General features: G+C 68.6%; 15 protein-coding genes, 1 tRNA gene and 3 pseudogenes. 9 read left to right on the plus strand and 10 right to left on the minus strand.

Annotated elements, in window-relative coordinates; genetic code table 11:
- Window positions 1-370 precede the first annotated feature (370 nt).
- The gene (locus tag ACRAKF_RS18465; protein ID WP_055553109.1) at window positions 371-1,045 is read left to right on the plus strand and encodes a Crp/Fnr family transcriptional regulator; all 675 of its coding nucleotides are present in this window, start codon (window positions 371-373) and stop codon (window positions 1,043-1,045) included.
- Window positions 1,046-1,176: 131 nt separating this feature from the next.
- Here ACRAKF_RS18465 and ACRAKF_RS18470 read toward each other — a convergent pair whose 3' ends face one another.
- The 5 genes from ACRAKF_RS18470 to ACRAKF_RS18490 all read right to left on the minus strand — a co-directional run bounded on the left by ACRAKF_RS18470 (window position 1,177) and on the right by ACRAKF_RS18490 (window position 3,830).
- A complete protein-coding gene (locus tag ACRAKF_RS18470; protein ID WP_447038261.1) occupies window positions 1,177-2,007 on the minus strand; it encodes an MBL fold metallo-hydrolase in 831 nt (276 codons plus the stop codon).
- Window positions 2,004-2,129 carry a hypothetical protein gene (locus ACRAKF_RS18475; protein ID WP_447038262.1) on the minus strand — a complete coding sequence of 42 codons (126 nt, stop codon included), beginning with the start codon at window positions 2,127-2,129 and terminating at the stop codon, window positions 2,004-2,006. The genes ACRAKF_RS18470 and ACRAKF_RS18475 overlap by 4 nt, the downstream gene beginning before the upstream one ends.
- Window positions 2,126-3,007 carry an NUDIX hydrolase gene (locus ACRAKF_RS18480; RefSeq protein WP_447038263.1) on the minus strand — a complete coding sequence of 294 codons (882 nt, stop codon included), beginning with the start codon at window positions 3,005-3,007 and terminating at the stop codon, window positions 2,126-2,128. The genes ACRAKF_RS18475 and ACRAKF_RS18480 overlap by 4 nt, the downstream gene beginning before the upstream one ends.
- A gap of 194 nt (window positions 3,008-3,201) precedes the next feature.
- The gene (locus ACRAKF_RS18485; RefSeq protein WP_447038264.1) at window positions 3,202-3,672 is read right to left on the minus strand and encodes a RidA family protein; all 471 of its coding nucleotides are present in this window, start codon (window positions 3,670-3,672) and stop codon (window positions 3,202-3,204) included.
- Window positions 3,669-3,830, minus strand: coding sequence for a DUF4177 domain-containing protein (locus ACRAKF_RS18490; RefSeq protein ID WP_003975360.1), 162 nt, complete (start codon window positions 3,828-3,830; stop codon window positions 3,669-3,671). Before ACRAKF_RS18490 ends, ACRAKF_RS18485 begins: the two co-directional genes overlap by 4 nt.
- Before the next feature lie 82 nt (window positions 3,831-3,912).
- Here ACRAKF_RS18490 and ACRAKF_RS18495 point away from each other — a divergent pair, with 82 nt between their 5' ends.
- Both ACRAKF_RS18495 and ACRAKF_RS18500 read left to right on the plus strand, forming a co-directional pair.
- Window positions 3,913-4,893 carry an ArsA-related P-loop ATPase gene (locus tag ACRAKF_RS18495; RefSeq protein ID WP_447038265.1) on the plus strand — a complete coding sequence of 327 codons (981 nt, stop codon included), beginning with the start codon at window positions 3,913-3,915 and terminating at the stop codon, window positions 4,891-4,893.
- Window positions 4,890-6,224: an ArsA family ATPase gene (locus ACRAKF_RS18500; protein WP_447038266.1), complete on the plus strand. Its 1,335-nt coding sequence runs from the start codon at window positions 4,890-4,892 to the stop codon at window positions 6,222-6,224. Before ACRAKF_RS18495 ends, ACRAKF_RS18500 begins: the two co-directional genes overlap by 4 nt.
- A gap of 107 nt (window positions 6,225-6,331) precedes the next feature.
- Here the strand turns inward: ACRAKF_RS18500 and ACRAKF_RS18505 are convergent, their stop codons facing one another.
- Complete coding sequence (locus tag ACRAKF_RS18505) at window positions 6,332-6,676, minus strand: WhiB family transcriptional regulator (protein ID WP_016642765.1); 345 nt, start codon at window positions 6,674-6,676, stop codon at window positions 6,332-6,334.
- 384 nt (window positions 6,677-7,060) lie between these two features.
- On the opposite strand from ACRAKF_RS18505, the gene ACRAKF_RS18510 reads away from it, so the two are divergent.
- Window positions 7,061-9,367: a transglycosylase domain-containing protein gene (locus tag ACRAKF_RS18510; protein ID WP_447038267.1), complete on the plus strand. Its 2,307-nt coding sequence runs from the start codon at window positions 7,061-7,063 to the stop codon at window positions 9,365-9,367.
- A gap of 150 nt (window positions 9,368-9,517) precedes the next feature.
- Here the strand turns inward: ACRAKF_RS18510 and ACRAKF_RS18515 are convergent, their stop codons facing one another.
- On the minus strand, window positions 9,518-9,982 hold the full coding sequence (locus ACRAKF_RS18515) for a GatB/YqeY domain-containing protein (RefSeq protein ID WP_447038268.1): 465 nt from the start codon (window positions 9,980-9,982) through the stop codon (window positions 9,518-9,520).
- 127 nt (window positions 9,983-10,109) lie between these two features.
- Here ACRAKF_RS18515 and ACRAKF_RS18520 point away from each other — a divergent pair, with 127 nt between their 5' ends.
- Both ACRAKF_RS18520 and ACRAKF_RS18525 read left to right on the plus strand, forming a co-directional pair.
- A complete protein-coding gene (locus ACRAKF_RS18520; RefSeq protein WP_447038269.1) occupies window positions 10,110-11,036 on the plus strand; it encodes a metallophosphoesterase in 927 nt (308 codons plus the stop codon).
- Window positions 11,037-11,196: 160 nt separating this feature from the next.
- Window positions 11,197-11,270 (plus strand) — tRNA-Pro (locus ACRAKF_RS18525).
- Window positions 11,271-11,901: 631 nt separating this feature from the next.
- On the opposite strand, the pseudogene ACRAKF_RS18530 reads toward ACRAKF_RS18525, so the two are convergent.
- A pseudogene (locus ACRAKF_RS18530) lies at window positions 11,902-13,084 on the minus strand (site-specific integrase).
- Window positions 13,084-13,272, minus strand: coding sequence for a helix-turn-helix domain-containing protein (locus ACRAKF_RS18535; protein WP_447038270.1), 189 nt, complete (start codon window positions 13,270-13,272; stop codon window positions 13,084-13,086). Before ACRAKF_RS18535 ends, ACRAKF_RS18530 begins: the two are co-directional and overlap by 1 nt.
- Before the next feature lie 118 nt (window positions 13,273-13,390).
- Between ACRAKF_RS18535 and ACRAKF_RS18540 the strand changes: the two are divergent.
- The 3 genes and pseudogenes from ACRAKF_RS18540 to ACRAKF_RS18550 all read left to right on the plus strand — a co-directional run.
- A pseudogene (locus ACRAKF_RS18540) lies at window positions 13,391-13,690 on the plus strand (UTRA domain-containing protein); the annotation flags it as partial.
- Between the two features lie 506 nt (window positions 13,691-14,196).
- Entirely contained in the window at window positions 14,197-14,586 is a 390-nt protein-coding gene (locus ACRAKF_RS18545) for a hypothetical protein (RefSeq protein ID WP_447038271.1), read from the plus strand.
- Window positions 14,587-15,280: 694 nt separating this feature from the next.
- Window positions 15,281-16,138: a hypothetical protein gene (locus ACRAKF_RS18550; protein WP_447038272.1), complete on the plus strand. Its 858-nt coding sequence runs from the start codon at window positions 15,281-15,283 to the stop codon at window positions 16,136-16,138.
- On the opposite strand, the pseudogene ACRAKF_RS18555 reads toward ACRAKF_RS18550, so the two are convergent.
- Window positions 16,126-16,290: pseudogene (locus tag ACRAKF_RS18555) on the minus strand (aldo/keto reductase); the annotation flags it as partial. The gene ACRAKF_RS18550 and the pseudogene ACRAKF_RS18555 overlap by 13 nt on opposite strands.
- Window positions 16,291-16,400: the final 110 nt, after the last annotated feature.

A 16,400-nucleotide genomic window follows, 5' to 3' on the forward strand; every position in this document is an offset into this window, starting at 1 on the left:
GGGCGGGGGCCGACCGCTTCGCGTGTGCGGTCCGCCGCACCGGAGGCGTACCCTCCGGACGTGTCACTCCTGCCCGATTCGCCGGTTTGCCCGACTCACTGGACTCATGTTCGCCCACGGCGGAATCACGAGGAGCGGCCACCTTCTCAGCCCCCCTCGGCCTGTGCGTTCACCGGCTTTTTGGACACCCGGCCAGCCTAGAGCCCGACACTGACATCCGTCCCTGACCTCATGGATCGGCCCCCAATTGGCCCCCTCCCGCACAGCACGCCACGCCGGTGCGGCAGACTTGTGACTGATCACACTGTTTGGACCGTCCGGCAAACTGGGGAACACGGTCCCCTGATGCAGGTCGACAAGGAGAGAACTCGTGGACGACGTTCTGCGGCGCGCCCCGCTCTTCGCGGCGCTCGATGACGAGCAGGCCGCGGAGCTTCGCGGCTCCATGAGTGAGGTGACGCTCGCGCGCGGAGACGCCCTTTTCCATGAGGGAGACCCCGGAGACCGCCTCTACGTGGTCACCGAGGGCAAGGTGAAACTTCACCGCACCTCACCCGACGGCCGCGAAAACATGCTCGCGGTGCTCGGCCCCGGCGAGCTCATCGGTGAGCTGTCGCTCTTCGACCCGGGCCCCCGTACCGCCACCGCCTCCGCCCTCACCGAGGTCAAGCTCCTCGGTCTGGGCCACGGCGACCTCCAGCCCTGGCTGAACGCCCGCCCGGAGGTGGCGTCCGCACTGCTGCGCGCCGTCGCCCGGCGGCTGCGCAAGACCAACGACCAGATGTCCGACCTCGTCTTCTCCGACGTGCCCGGCCGCGTGGCCCGCGCGCTGCTCGACCTGTCGCGCCGCTTCGGCGTGCAGTCCGAGGAGGGCATCCACGTGGTGCACGACCTCACCCAGGAGGAGCTGGCCCAGCTCGTCGGCGCCTCCCGCGAGACGGTCAACAAGGCACTGGCGGACTTCGCCGGGCGCGGCTGGCTGCGCCTGGAGGCCCGCGCGGTGATCCTGCTCGACGTGGAGCGGCTCGCCAAGCGTTCGCGCTGACCCTCGTACGACGTACGGAGACTCATACGACGTACGGAGATGGGCCCCGCTTCTTGAAGAAGCGGGGCCCATCCGTGCTTGTGTCCCGGAAGCCCGTGCTCGCGTCCCGGAAGCTCGGGAAGGCGGCCGCCTCAGATCAGGCCGTGCTCCTGGAGGTAGTCCAGCTGAGCCCTGACGGAGAGCTCCGCCGCGGGCCACAGCGAACGGTCCACGTCCGCGTACACGTGCGCCACGACGTCCTCAGCCGTCACGTGACCGTTCTCCACGGCCGTCTCGACCTGGGCGAGGCGGTTGGCCCGGTGGGCGAGGTAGAACTCGACGGCCCCCTGCGCGTCCTCCAGGACCGGCCCGTGGCCCGGCAGGACCGTGTGGACGCCGTCGTCGACCGTCAGGGACCTCAACCGGCGCAGGGAGTCGAGATAGTCCCCCAGACGGCCGTCAGGGTGCGCCACGAGCGTCGTCCCGCGGCCGAGGATGGTGTCGCCCGTCAGGACCGCCCGGTCGGCCGGGAGATGGAAGCAGAGCGAGTCCGCGGTGTGGCCGGGGGTGGGCACCACGCGCAGCTCCAGGCCGCCCGTGGTGATCACGTCACCGGCTCCGAGGCCCTCCTCGCCGAGCCGCAGGGCGGGGTCGAGAGCGCGTACGTGAGTCCCTGTCAGCTCGGCGAAGCGGGACGCGCCCTCCGCGTGGTCGGGGTGACCGTGGGTCAGGAGGGTGAGCGCCACGCGCTTGCCCAGCTTCTCGGCCGTCTCGACGACGTGGCTCAGGTGGCCGTCGTCGAGCGGCCCCGGGTCGATGACCACCGCGAGGGGGGAGCCGGGCTCCGAGACGATCCAGGTGTTGGTGCCGTCCAGCGTCATGGCGGAGGCGTTCGGCGCGAGAACGTTGACCGCGCGGGTGGTGGCCGGCCCGCTGAGGACCCCGCCACGGGGCTGTCCGGGCAGGGCGGCGGCTTCGGTCATGCGGGGGTGACTCCCGTCGGGGTGGAGGTGTGCGCGTCACGTACGGCGGCCGTGGCCCCGCTCAGCAACGGCTTCGGCGAGGACTTCGGGGAGGACTTCGGGGAGCGCTGCGGGGAGGTCACGACGTGCCCTCCGGGCCCCGTACGACGCGCTTGGTGAACTCGTCGTGGCCCGGCCAGGAAAGGACCAGGTTGTCGCCCTCCAGGCGCGCCTGGGCGAGTACGGGCGTCATGTCCTGGTCCCCGGCCGCGGCGAGCGCCCCGGCGGGCGAGGCGTGGACGCCCAGCGCCCGCAGCGTCGCGATCGTCGGCGGCATCATGAGGAGCTCGCCCTTGTCGTAGCGGGCGGCCGCCTCCGCCGGGCGGATCCAGACCGTACGGTCCGCCTCCGTGGAGGCGTTGCGGGTGCGCTGCCCCTCGGGGAGCGCCGCCACGAAGAAGAACGTGTCGTAGCGCCTGGGCTCAAACTCCGGGGTGATCCAGCGGGCCCAGGCGGCCAGGAGGTCGCTGCGCAGGTACAGGTCCCTGCGGTCGAGGAACTCCGCGAAGGACAGGTCACGGGCGACCAAAGCCTCGCGGTCCGCCTCCCAGTCCTCGCCCGTGGTGTCGCCCACGACCGTCTCCGGGGTGGGGCCCGCGAGCAGCACGCCCGCTTCCTCGTACGTCTCGCGGACCGCCGCGCAGACGATCGCCTGGGCCTCGGCCTCGCCGTCGACGCCCAGGCGGGCCGCCCAGGACGCGCGCGTGGGGCCCGCCCAGCGCACCAGGTGGTCGTCGTCGCGCGGGTCGACGCCGCCGCCCGGATACGCGTACGCGCCTCCGGCGAAGGCCATGGAGGCGCGTCTGCGCAGCATGTGTACGTGAGGCGCGCCGGTCTCCGCGCCGTCCCTGAGCAGCATGACGGTCGCGGCACGGCGCGGGGTCGCCGGAGTCAGCTCGCCGCTCGCGAGGGCGCGGATGCGGTCGGGCCACTCCGGGGGATACCACTGCCCATTTGCCATGGGCGGAGGCTATCCCCTGGTGAGCTGATGTTCGAGAGGCAACAATCGGGGTCTACAGAGACCCCGATTAAGCGCACCGGACCCATAGGCCTCGCGCACCGGACCCATGAGCCCCGCGCACCGGACCCATGAGCCCCGCGCACCCGGCCCATGAGCCCCGCGCACCGGCCCCATAGGCCCCGCGGGGCCGGGCCTCACGCCTCGGTCAGCTCCACCTGGAACTCGACCTCGACCGGAGCGTCCAGCGGCAGCACGGCGACGCCCACGGCGCTGCGCGCGTGCACGCCCTTGTCGCCGAGGACCTCGCCGAGGAGCTCGCTGGCGCCGTTGATCACGCCGGGCTGGCCGGTGAAGTCCGGGGCGGAGGCCACGAAACCGACGACCTTCACGACCCGCGCGACGCGGTCCAGGTCACCGGCGACCGACTTCACCGCGGCCAGCGCGTTCAGCGCGCAGATGCGGGCCAGGCCCTTGGCCTCCTCCGGCGTGACCTCGCCGCCGACCTTTCCGGTCACGGCGAGCTTGCCCTCCACCATCGGGAGCTGCCCCGCGGTGTAGACGTACACACCGGACTGGACGGCCGGCTGGTACGCGGCGAGCGGCGGGACCACCTCGGGCAGCGTCAGGCCGAGCTCGGCGAGGCGGGCCTCGACCACGCCGCTCATGCCTGCTTCTCGCGCTTCAGGTAGGCCACGAGCTGCTCGGGGTTGTTCGGCCCGGGCACGACCTGGACCAGCTCCCAGCCGTCCTCGCCCCAGGTGTCCAGAATCTGCTTCGTGGCGTGGACGAGCAGCGGCACAGTTGCGTATTCCCACTTGGTCATATGGCCGACTGTAGCTGGTGTGAGGGGATGCTCACGGTGGGCTCCTGCGTAGCCCGGCCGGCGACTGGTTAGGCTCGGAAGTGTGAGCAGGCTCCAGGTCGTCAGTGGCAAGGGCGGTACCGGCAAGACCACGGTGGCCGCCGCCCTCGCGCTCGCCCTCGCGACGGAGGGCAAGCGGACCCTCCTCGTCGAGGTCGAGGGCAGGCAGGGCATCGCGCAGCTCTTCGAGACGGAGGCGCTGCCTTATGAGGAGCGGAAGATCGCCGTCGCTCCCGGGGGCGGGGAGGTGTACGCCCTCGCCATCGACCCCGAGCTGGCGCTGCTCGACTACCTCCAGATGTTCTACAAACTGGGGGGCGCGGGCAGAGCCCTGAAGAAGCTCGGGGCCATCGACTTCGCGACCACCGTCGCGCCGGGTCTGCGGGACGTCCTCCTGACCGGCAAGGCCTGCGAGGCGGTGCGCAGGAAGGACAAGCAGGGCCGCTTCGCGTACGACTGCGTGGTGATGGACGCGCCGCCGACCGGCCGCATCACCCGCTTCCTGAACGTGAACGACGAGGTGGCGGGGCTCGCCAAGATCGGGCCCATACACAACCAGGCGCAGGCCGTGATGCGGGTCCTGAAGTCCCCCGAGACCGCCGTGCACCTGGTGACGCTCCTGGAGGAAATGCCCGTCCAGGAGACCGCGGACGGGATCGCGGAGCTGCGGGCCGCCCAGCTCCCCGTGGGCCGGATCATGGTGAACATGGTGCGCCCCGCCCTGCTCGACGAGGCCGCGCTGCGGCTCGGCCTCGGCCGCCCGCCCCGTACGGCCATCGCCAGGTCGCTCTCGGCCGCGGGGCTCGGCGGAAGCAGGCGCGGCGGGGGTGCCGAGCGTCTCGTCGACCCGCTGCTCGGGCAGGCCGCGGAGTACGCCGAGCGGCACACCCTGGAGGAGGACCAGCGTGCCGTGCTGACGGAGTTCGGCCGGCCTCTGCACGAACTCCCGCTGCTGTCGGGCGGGATGGACCTCGCGGGCCTCTACGAGCTCGCCACGGCACTGCGGAAGCAAGGGATCGCATGACCCCGGAACCGGCACGGCCCCTGGACGACGCCGCACGCACGTTGGACGACGCCGTACGGCCCCTGGACGACGCCCCACGCGCGCTGGACGACGCCGTACGCACGCTGGACGTCGACGCGCTGATCGACGCCCCGGAGACCCGCATCGTGGTGTGCTGCGGCTCGGGGGGCGTCGGCAAGACGACCACGGCGGCCGCCATCGGCCTGCGGGCGGCGGAGCGGGGCCGCAAGGTCGTCGTGCTGACCATCGACCCGGCGCGCAGGCTCGCCCAGTCGATGGGCATCGACTCGCTCGACAACGTCCCGCGGCGGGTCAAGGACGTGGACGGCGACGGCGAACTGCACGCCATGATGCTCGACATGAAGCGCACCTTCGACGAGATCGTCGAGGCGCACGCGGACAAGGAGCGGGCGGCGGCCATCCTGGGCAACCCCTTCTACCAGTCGCTCTCGGCGGGCTTCGCGGGCACGCAGGAGTACATGGCGATGGAGAAGCTGGGGCAGCTCCGCTCGCGCGAGGAGTGGGACCTCATCGTCGTCGACACCCCGCCCTCGCGCTCGGCGCTGGACTTCCTCGACTCCCCCAAGCGCCTCGGCTCCTTCCTCGACGGGAAGCTGATCCGGCTGCTCATGGCGCCCGCCAAGGTGGGCGGCCGGGCGGGGATGAAGTTCCTGAATGTCGGCATGTCGATGATGACCGGGGCGCTCGGCAAGCTGCTCGGCGGGCCGCTGCTGCGCGACGTACAGACGTTCGTGGCTGCCATGGACACCATGTTCGGCGGCTTTCGCACGCGCGCGGACGCCACGTACCGGCTGCTCCAAGCGCCGGGCACCGCGTTCCTCGTGGTGGCATCGCCGGAGCGGGACGCGCTGCGCGAGGCCGCGTACTTCGTGGAACGGCTCGCCGCGGACGACATGCCGCTGGCCGGCCTCGTGCTGAACCGTGTGCACGGCAGCGGCGCCGCCCAGCTCTCGGCCGAGCGGGCGCTCGCCGCCGCGGAAAATCTTGAAGATAATCGCATTGTGGATCAGGAGGACGGGAAGGAAGCAGTTCGTAGCTCCCCCGAGCACTCCGATACCTCCGAAACCCCCGCCGAGGCTCTGGGCTCGTCCGCCGAGGGCACGTCAGAGGAGCAACTGACCGCCCTGCTGACGGCAGGTCTGCTCCGGCTGCACGCGGAGCGCATGCAGCTGCTCAACCGTGAGCAGCGCACGCGTGATCGCTTCACCGCGCTCCACCCGGAGGTGGCGGTGGCCGAAGTCGCCGCGCTGCCGGGCGACGTGCACGACCTGGCGGGGCTCCGGGCCATCGGGGACCGGCTGGCAGGCTGACGCGCCCACCGAACACGGGTAGCTGCGCCGACACGGATGGCTGCGCCGACACGGGTAGCTGCGCCGACATGGACGACTGCGCCGACACGGGTGGCTGAACCCGCCGGCTACCCCACAGCCGCGTAGCTCTCGTACGTCTCCTCGTCCTCCAAGTCCACGGGCAGCAGGCCCGTACCGCGCTCGTACTCCGAGCGCGCTGTCTCCAGGAGCCTGCGCCATGAGGTGACGGTGGGGCGCCTGCGCAACAACGCGCGGCGTTCACGCTCCGTCATGCCACCCCACACGCCGAACTCGACGCGGTTGTCCAGCGCGTCGGCCAGGCACTCGGTCCGCACCGGACATCCGGTGCACACCGCCTTGGCCCTGTTCTGCGCTGCTCCTTGAACGAACAGTTCATCCGGATCGGTAGTGCGGCAGGCCGCCTGCGCACTCCAGTCGGTTACCCAGCCCATACCGGCGCCGTCCTCTCCCGAATCGAGGCTCCCCCACGGCGGCAGCGGCATATGCACCGCCGCCAGTTGAGGACGTTACGGAAGGTGGGCACAGCGCAACACCCCCTTCGGGCCCAATCTTGAATGGCCCGAACGGACTATGCGTAAGCGGCAGATCACCCGACGGAGTGAGCTGGCGACATACGTGAGGTACCCGACATAACGGGGCAGTTCAGCTGTGTCACAACGGACGCCGGACGCCACTTAAGGCGAATTCGGACATGAACCCATCAGATTTCGGGGCGACGGAGGGCTTGTTGCCGCACCGCACTCCTGTGACAGTTGGGAGTAGCTTAGGCCAAGGCATTAAGGCGTGTCCGGCGAATCAGAACGTAGGCTGCCCCCATGGCAAAGAAGCGCTCGGGCGGTGGTCTGTCACCTACTCAGCAAGCCGCGAAGTTCCTAGGTGTCAGCGTGCTGGCGGGTGCGGTGCTGGCCGGGATCGCCCTGCCCGCGGCCGGAGCGCTCGGCCTCGCGGCCAAGGGTTCGGTCGAAGGGTTCGACGAGATCCCCTCCAACCTCAAGCAGCCGCCGCTGAGCCAGCGGACCTCCATCCTGGACAGCAAGGGCGGCAACATCGCCACGGTCTACTCACGTGACCGCACGGTGGTGCCCCTCAAGGACATCTCGCCGTACATGCAGAAGGCGATCGTCGCGATCGAGGACGCCCGCTTCTACGAGCACGGCGCCGTCGACCTCAAGGGCATCCTGCGCGCGCTCAACCAGAACGCGCAGAGCGGCGGCGTCTCGCAGGGCGCGTCGACCCTCACGCAGCAGTACGTGAAGAACGTCTTCGTGGAGGAGGCCGGCGACGACCCGACGAAGGTCGCCCAGGCCACGCAGCAGACGCTCGGCCGCAAGATCCGCGAGCTGAAGTACGCGATTCAGGTCGAGGACAAGCTGGGCAAGAAGCGCATCCTCAAAAACTACCTGAACATCACCTACTTCGGGCAGCAGGCCTACGGCATCGAAGCCGCCTCCCAGCGTTACTTCTCCAAGCCCGCCAAGGACCTGAAGCTCAAGGAGGCCGCGCTCCTCGCCGGCATCGTGCAGTCGCCGAGCCGGTACGACCCGGTCAACGACGCGACAGAGGCCACCCAGCGGCGCAACGTCGTCCTCCAGCGCATGGCGGAGACGCACGACATCTCGCAGCAGGAGGCGGACGAGGCCAAGAAGAGCGAGCTGGGCCTGAAGGTGAGCCGCCCGAACAACGGCTGCATCACCGCGGTCAGCGGCGCGGGCTTCTTCTGTGACTACGTACGCGAGGTCTTCCTCAACGACCCGGTCTTCGGCAAGACCAAGGAAGAGCGCGCCAAGGTCTGGAACCGGGGCGGCCTGAAGATCCGCACGACGCTCGACCCGCAGGCGCAGAGTTCGGTCCAGGCCTCGATCAAGAACCACGTGAACAAGACCGACGAGGTGGCGACCGCCGCGACCATCGTCGAGCCGGGCACGGGCAAGATCCTCGGCATGGGCCAGTCACGTCCTTACGGCTTCCAGAAGGACGAGACCACGATCAACCTCTCCGTGGACAGCGACATGGGCGGCGGCGCCGGCTACCAGCCGGGTTCGACGTTCAAGCCGATCGTCGCGGCGGCGGCCCTGGAGGGCGGCAAGTCGGCGGGACAGCGCTATTCGTCCCCGTACGAGATGCCGTACCCGGCGCGTGTCTCGACCTGTGACGGCAAGCGGTGGGTGAACAGCAACAACGAGACGCTCACCAACGAGAACGAGACCGAGGTCGGCCCGTACGGCATGCGGGAAGCGACCGCGAAGTCGGTCAACACCTACTACGTACAGCTCATCGGCGACATCGGCATCTGCCCGGTGACGCGGATGGCCGACAAGATGGGCGTCGACCGCGCCGACGGCAAGGCCATGGCGCAGGCCCCCTCGATCGCCCTCGGCACGCAGGAGACGTCGCCGCTGACGATGGCGAGCGCGTACGCGTCCTTCGCCTCGCGCGGCACGTACTGCACGCCGGTCGCCATCGAGTCGATCAGCACGCTCAGCGGCAAGTCGCTGCCGGTGCCGAAGTCGACGTGCTCGCGCGCGATGTCGGAGAAGACCGCGGACACGATCAACACCCTCCTGAAGGGTGTGGTCGAGGACGGTACGGGCCGGCAGGCCGGCCTCGGCTCCCGTCCGAGCGCGGGCAAGACGGGTACGACCGACTACCGCTACGCCGCCTGGTTCGCGGGCTACACCCCGAACATGTCGGGCGCGGTCTGGGTCGGCGATCCGCAGCACAAGCGGCCGATGACCAATATCACCATCGGCGGAGTCCCGTACGACAAGGTCTTCGGTGGCGAGGTGCCGGGCCCCATCTGGCGTGACGCGATGTCCGGCGCCCTCGCGGGCAAGCCGGCGCCCGGCTTCAACACGGTCCACATCCCCGGCGACAACAAGGGCAAGGGCCGCGACCGCGACAGGAACCGCGACAGGGACCGCGGCCAGGGCCAGGACGACTCCAGGCCGGGCGATGGTGACGGCGACGACGACGGTGACGGTGATGGGGGCGACGGCGGCCTCAGGGACAACTGGCAGGACGTCACCATCCCGCCGGACGCCATCGGCGGCCTGGGCAACGGCGGCGGGAACGGCGGCGGGAACGGCAACGGCAACGGTGGTGGGGGCGGCCGGCGGCAGTAGCCCCGCGCCTCCAGCGTTGGCGGCTCGTGTACGCGACTGAGGGCGCCCCTCGAATCGGGGGGCGCCCTCAGTGCTTGTACGTGTACTTGTTCTTGTACGTGTACGTGTTTACTGGTCCTGCCGTGTGGTGTCTGTCCCGGGGGGCGCCCGTCAGCCCGCGAGGAGCTTCTTGACCGCGGCGGCGACGCGGCCGCCCTCGGCGAGGCCCGCGACCTTCGGGTTCACGATCTTCATGACCTGGCCCATGGCGCGCGGCCCCTCGGCCCCGGCGGCCTTGGCCTCTTCCACGGCCTGGGCGACGATCGCGTGCAGCTCGTCGTCGGTGAGCGGCTTCGGGAGGTACTCGGCGAGGATCTCGCCCTCCGCCTGCTCGCGCGCCGCCTGCTCGGCACGGCCGCCCTGCCCGAACGCCTCGGCGGCCTCGCGGCGCTTCTTGGCCTCGCGGGCGATCACCTTCTGCACCTCGTCGTCGGAGAGCTCGCGCGCGGTCTTGCCCGAGACCTCCTCCTTCGTGATGGCGGAGAGGGTCAGCCGGAGCGTCGAGGAGCGCAGCTCGTCACGCCCCCGGATCGCGGCGGTGAGGTCTTCCTGCAGCTTCGACTTGAGCGTGGTCATGGGTCGATTGTGGCAGGTGCGGAAGGTTCCCGGCCCCTCGATTTCGCCGCCGGCGCTTTGGCGGGGCGACAGTTGGGGGCGGATGCCCTCGGCGTCGCGGGCCTGCGGGGTCTGACACGATGGAGGGATGCGCGCGCGATACGCAGTACCCCTGGGCATCACGGCGACGGCTGCGGCCGGTCTCGCCTACTCGGTGGGCTTCGAGGCCCGTTCCTTCCGGCTGAGGCGGGTCACGGTGCCCGTACTGCCGTCGGGGATACGGCCTCTGCGGGTCCTCCAGGTCTCCGACATCCACATGGTGTCCGGGCAGCGCAAGAAGCAGCGGTGGCTGCGCTCGCTGGCGGGGCTGCGCCCCGACTTCGTGATCAACACGGGCGACAACCTCTCCGACCCCGAGGGCGTGCCGGAGACGCTGGACGCGCTCGGTCCGCTGATGGAGTTCCCCGGGGCGTACGTCTTCGGCTCGAACGACTACTACGGGCCGAAGCCCCGCAACCCCGCCCGCTACCTCCTCGAGAAGGTCCAGGGCAAGCACGGCCTGAACGGGAACGCGCCCGCGGTCGGCGTCATCCACAACCCGTGGGAGGGCCTGCGCGACGGTTTCGACGCCGCGGGCTGGGTGAACCTCACGAACACGCGGGGTTCCCTGAAGATCGACGGCTACGAGATCGCCCTCACGGGCCTGGACGACCCGCACATCAAAAGGGACCGCTACGCACGCGTGGCGGGTGGTCCGGAGGCCGACGCCGACTTCTCGATGGGCATCGTGCACGCCCCGTACCTGCGCTCCCTGGACGCCTTCACGGCGGACGGCTACCCGCTGATCCTGGCCGGTCACACCCACGGCGGACAGGTCTGCATCCCGTTCTACGGAGCCTTGGTCACCAACTGTGACCTGGACACGGACCGGGTGAAGGGCCTCTCGACGCACGAGGCCGAGGGCCACACGTCCTATCTCCACGTCTCGGCGGGCTGCGGAGCCAACCGCTACACCCCCATGCGCTTCGCCTGCCCCCCGGAGGTAACCCTGCTCACGCTGGTGCCGCGGGCCTGAGCGCCGGCTCGGGGGGCGTGGCGGCCCGGCAGGGCCGAAGAGCCACCTCTCCCCCCGGCGCCCCGGCCCGCGAAAACCGGATTTCGTCTCCGGCCGCTGGTCCGCTAGAGTTGTCGATGTCGCCGCGACCGCAGCAGTGCGGACAGTGGAGCAACGACATCGGGGTGTAGCGCAGCTTGGCAGCGCGCTTCGTTCGGGACGAAGAGGTCGTGGGTTCAAATCCCGCCACCCCGACAGCTAAGCAGCAGGCCAGCGGGCCGGTACTGGATTCAGTACCGGCCTTCTGGCTTTGTGGGTGTCTATCTGAGTGACTATCTCCACCGGAGTCATCGCGTCCGCCTCACGATCCCCGCTACGGTGTGGCTCTCGATTGAGGGACCTGCCGTCAGACCGAATAGGTCGGGTAGGTGGCGGGCCAGACTGGAAAGTCGCCACCTGAGGGATACACCTCTATTTGCGCGGCGCGACGCGGCCAGCGAGTAGGGATCACTCGACTCTCTCTCGTGCAGATCGGCCGTTGATCACCAGTCATCGGCATCCAGGAGAACTTAGGTTCTGTGCGTCGGCAGAACTCACTCAACCGCTATGCGCGGTTGGGCTGAGTCTGCCGCACTGTGGATCAGTCCAGCCGTGCCAGTCACGAAAGGTGCATAGCTGGTGAACTGGGATGATCGCGTCACTCTGTGTCTTCTGGGCGCCCTGGGTATTCTCGGGCTTCTTCCTCCCCTCGTACGAGCCTTCGCCCGTGTGCTTAGCACTGTGCTTACGGTGATCACCGACCTTCGCGCGCAGTGGAGGTCTGGCCACCTCCCGTAACGGCTAAAGGTGCTGGTGAGGGCCATTTCTCTGACTCTCACCAGCACTACTAGTTCCCGCTCCTCATCCCGAAGATTTGGTCCATAGCGATGGCCCCGGCCTGGATCACCGGGCGGATCTGCTTCCGGTAGACCTCCTCGGTCACGCCGTACTGGAGTGCCCGACGAGCCGGGAGATCTCTTCGAGCGGGATTCCCCCGTCGGACAAGATCGAGACGAAGGACGTCCGGGTCTCACGGGGTGTCCACTCCCGAGGGTCGATCTCGATACCGGGCATCTGCGCGGTCTGGGCGAGAACCTTGCGGAACTCGCGCCGGACGTTCGCGGCGTCCAGTTCGGTGCCCACGGCCGACGTGAAGACGAGTCCACCCTCCTGCCACTGTTCACCAGCCGCGAGACGCTGTCAGCCCTGACGCTCTCGCTGGATCTTGAGCGCGTCGACAGCCTGACCGGGCAGGGCGAGCCTTCGGCGGGACTTCTTGTGTCTTCGTGTCGCCGGAGCTCCGGACCGAGCGCCATACGGCGAGGTGCGGCGGTATCTCAGGGACGACGGTCGAGTCCCCGTCAAGGTCTACGTGATCCCAGCGGGGGAGGGCGCATCTCCTCGGTACGGCCGCCGGTGAGGAGCGAGACCACGAAGTACGCGTAGAGCGCGGAGTCCTCGACAGCCACGAGTACGGCGTCGGCCTGCTTGAGCGTGAGAGACTTGGATGGCCGGCCGGGGCGCCCAGCGGGGACCGAGCACAGCTCGACGGCATTGCGCTTCACCTTGTCCCGCGCCATAGCTCGCTTCACAGCACGGTTCAGGCAGGAGCGGACCGCTTCGAGTGGGCGCGTGCTGAGTACCTTCGACTTGGCCGCGAGCCACTTGTTCACGTCGTCGGCGCTGAGATCCCGGAGCTTCCGAGCGCCCAGGGCGGGGATCACGTGGGTGTTGCAAAGGATCGTGTTGCTGGTGAGCGTCGACGAGTCCCGCCCGTTGAGCCCGTACGTGAGCCAGTCCGTCACCGCGTGCTTGACGGTGTAGCCGGTGGGCACGATCGCAAGGCCGTCCTCGTAGTCCCGCAGCACCTCTTTGAGCCTGGCCTTAGCCGCCGTCTTGGTCGTACCGCTGGCCCGCTTCACGATCCGTTTGCCGCTGGCGTCGAAGCCGAGGCTCGCCGTGGCGTTCCAGCGTTGGCGCTTCTCGTCCCAGTGGGTCCCGCCGTCTCCCCTACTGCGTCGCTTCGACATCAGGCCGCCTCTTCCATCTGGTCACGGATAAAGTCCTGGACCGCGACGGCGGGGATACGGCGGGCACGGTCGATGGTGATCGAGGACAAGCGGCGCGTGCGGATCAGGTCGTAGACCTTGGAGCGTCCGAGCTTCAGCCGCACCATGACTTCCGGCACGGTCAGCAGGTCAGCGGGGGCGGTGGTCATACTGCGGCTCTTTCCGGGGCGAGTTGGTCGCGCAGGGCTCCACGGGCGATATCGCGGTTGAGCTGGAGGTCTCGGGCGATCGTCGCGGCGAGAGCGGATTCTCCGGGTGTGTGGCTGGCCGTACGAGATCACCGGCGGCACTCTCGTCGTCCTCCCCGAGGGAGGCCCGCACGCCGGGGCAGGAGTCGTGAACCGCATGGCTAAGATCGGCGTCAGCGTCAGCCACGCAATTGAGCAGCCGGAGCCGCGGCAAGCGACCACCGAGGAAGCATCGCTCCTGGGTATCCAGAAGGCATCACTGGTGACTCACATCCGCCGGACGTACTACAGCGACGAGGGTCAACCTGTGGAGACAGCCGACATCGTCGTGCCCGCTGCACTGTGCGAGATCGTCTACGAGGTTCCGATCGGGCGCTAGCAGGGGCCCACGGCTTGCCGCCCCAACGGCGCGCCGCGGGTGACTTCACGGGCTGCCCGACTCGCCAGAAGCTACGAGGCCATGATCATCCGCCCCGTGGCAGCTCCCGTCCCAGGCCGCTCCACCGACCCTCGTCGCAGACCTCGCCGCGTGTCCTGCACCTCTTGACGTCGAGACGTACTATTCGGTAGGTAGAGGCGAGTGGCACACACACGGCAAAAGCCGGGTGACCATGGGCATGTTGCCCCTAGAATCGACCAGCTCAGGGGAACTTAAGCTGGTGGTGACGTGGGGTACTGGAAGAAGCACACCAGGAAAGACCATGAAGCAGTACTCGAACTGTTCGATCGCAATGATTGGACTATCGAAGACCCGCCGAAGTACTACATGCTCAAGTGCCCGTGCGGCCTCCACATGCGGTGGTATCACTTGACGCCCAGTGGGGCAGACTATGCAAAGAACGTGGTGAGCTGGGGGAAGCGTCAGCCATGTTGGAAGGGGATCCCGTGACTCTCCAAGCAAGTGTGCGGTGGACCTTCCGAGTGGAAGGCAGCGAAACGGCCGAGCAACTGGCTACTAGCTCGCAAAGCATCATGGACGCGCTTCTCGTGCTCGAGCAGTGCAATCCCGAGCTCCTGGACTCTGGCGTAGCCATGGATGCAGGCGCGATGACGATCGACGTCGAAATGACTCTGACGGGCGCCTCCGCCCCAGAGATCGTGAAGCAAGCTGACGTCCTAGTGCGAACAGCAATCCACTCGGCTGAACACGCGACACCAGGTTGGCCCCCTCCCGGCACCGTGCCCGGCTGGGAGGAGCTGGGGGCCGAGCAGCTACGCGGCAGCAAGGCTGGGGCGTTCCACACTCAGCAGTTCGCAGTGCTGGCCGACGCCTGACCAAGGTAAAGCTTTAAGAAAGTGCACGCGCGACTCGTGGTCGGGTACTACGCTCCGTGATCGGAGATCAGCGTAGCGACGGAGCGTAGTACCCGACCAATCCGACGTTGGCCCGTTTGTCGCTTTCTGTAACTGTCCAAACTCAGGCCGCGCCTCGCGCCCAACCATCCAAGCCAGCGCCAAGCACTGAGTGTCTAACTGCGTGACAACCGCGCGAGGCACACCTACGAACAATCGTGGACGTCAGCGGACCATCAGCGCAGGTGACAGGCACAGCAGCCCACGGGTAGCGAGCGTCCCAAGTTGCTTCGGGACGAAGAGGTCGTGGGTTCAAATCCCGCCACCCTGACAGCTGAAATAGAGGTCAGGCCCGGTACTGAGAGATCAGTACCGGGCCTGATTTGCGTTTGGAGGTCTTCTGGGGAGCCGAGCTCGGGACTTGGTTACCAGGCGCTACGCAAAAGTCGCCGTCATGGATTCCCCCGGGGGCCAGGGGCCCGTGAGCAGCAGCTGAGTGGTGTCCAAACCTGGGCCGGATGCCGGCAGAGCCTGCTTCCTCATGCGCAGCCGCTGCCGGCGGCACCGGCTGCACGGCCCCCCTCTCAGTCGTAACCATCATCTGGACGTGGCCCGCGGCTCTCGCCGGTGCTTCGGCGCCGGATCCCGTCACCGCGCTACTGCTACGGTCGCGTCCATGGCGCTTTCGGTCTCCACAGGTCAGGTTGCCGACCTACGCGTACAGCCGGTTGACATGGTTCTTGATCGCGTCGAGCGGTCTCTGCAAGTGGGGTTGCTCCCGGACACGATGGTGCGCAAGCGCCGATCCGTGGGGGCTAGAACTGACCGCGACACCTGGGTGCGGATCGAACGGCGCCTGCTCGAAAAGGTCCCCGACCAGGGGTGGAACGGCACGGAAAGTGCCGCGCGTCTGGAAGGCATCGCCCAGCCTGAATGGCACGGATGTGTGGTTTGGCGGGCCGCGGACGAGCCGGTGATGTGGCGAGCCGACGAAACCGAACTCCTGCCGGGGGCTCCCGTCGGAAGCGCCATCTTGACTGAAGCCCCGGAGCTGCCGGACGACTGGTGGGCTGCCTTGAACGCCTCGCTGGACGCGCTGGCGGCCCAGCGCACGAGGCGGGTCGCCACGCCGGACGCCGACACCATCACCCAGTCCCTCGTCACCGAGTCCATCCGCAGTGCCTTCTCCGACGGTTTCGATACTGCCATTGGGCGGTGGGTGCCGGCCCATGCGGATCTGAACTGGGCCAACATGACCGCTCCGGCGTTCAGTCTCTTCGACTGGGAGGACTGGGGCAACGCGCCCCTGGGGCTGGACTCCGCCTCGTTGTGGGCGAGTTCCCTTGCTGTCCCGGCTCTGGCCGATCGTGTGCGGCAGGAGCGTCGGTCCGACTTCGAGAGCCGGGACGGCAAGTTGATGACGTTGTTCGCCTGCTCGAAGATCCTCGGGCCGTACGCGCACCCGGAAGACCCTCGGCTGGAACCCGCCCGACGCATGGCCGAACAGGTCATCAAGGAGCTTCAGGCAGGCTGACCGCGCGAGCGGTCCCGTAGGAGACTCCGGTACTCCTCGATAGTTCGCTCCTCGACTTCGGCGGCCAGAGTGCCGACGAGTTCGCCCAGATGGGCGGGATCATCGGTGCCCACGGCGACGGAGTCGACCCGCGGGAAGTGATAGGCGGCTCTGGGGCCGCCGCCGCTCCATGTCTCCGCCACTGCTGCGGCGGCCCCACGCCGCTCAGCGCGCAAGGCCGCCAAGGCGGACGGCAAGATGCGATAGCGACCGATCACCCGAG

The sequence above is a fragment of the Streptomyces sp. DSM 118878 genome, from assembly GCF_052936595.1.